Here is a 561-nt window from a genome sequence, read left to right as displayed (position 1 = left end):
CGGTTGCGCGCAGGCGGTTGAAAAGGCGAGCCACAAAGCTCCTCAACGTCGTCGTTATGCGCCGGGAATTCCAGATTGTCACAGCAACACGGCTCGCCTCGAATGATGGTCTTACCTGAACCATCCTCGCTGACTTCTACGGCAGCGCCGTTATGCTCGAACGTGAAGCAAATTTTGTCTGACTCGATTGAAGTTTGAAACACGGTATTTTCTCCTCTATGACTTGCAGTTTTTGTTCCGGCAAATGAGCGCCAGCAGCAACAAAGCAACTGGCGCGATGATGACGACTCCCAGGATGAGCGCCTTCATCGTTCGCCCTCCCATTCGCCTGTATACCCAGGTCTGTCAGTTTCCAGATACTCGACACCAGCACGCGACAAAGCAACCTTGACAGCGTTCATCTGTGTTGCAGTAGTCTGGGAAGGCGCTTTGTCCCATTTACGCAAAAGGACATTGCCTTCGGAGTCTTTCACAGCCAATTGAAAGTATCCGTAGCTGACCAGCTTCCCGCACAGAGATGACAGATTCTTTCCCGCAAAGTCTCCGCCCTCTATGAAAGCT

2 protein-coding genes are annotated in these 561 nt (G+C 52.0%); both read right to left on the bottom strand.

Annotated features, from left to right (window positions below):
- Positions 1–203 (bottom strand): hypothetical protein (locus tag ACK4TH_RS13100; protein WP_409627063.1); only part of this gene is annotated, 203 nt, incomplete at its 3' end.
- Between the two features lie 102 nt (positions 204–305).
- Positions 306–561 (bottom strand): hypothetical protein (locus ACK4TH_RS13095; protein WP_409627062.1); only part of this gene is annotated, 256 nt, incomplete at its 5' end.

The organism is Tepidimonas sp., assembly GCF_046292505.1.
Taxonomy (GTDB): Bacteria; Pseudomonadota; Gammaproteobacteria; order Burkholderiales; family Burkholderiaceae_C; genus Tepidimonas.
This window is presented reverse-complemented; position numbering and strand designations above follow the sequence as displayed.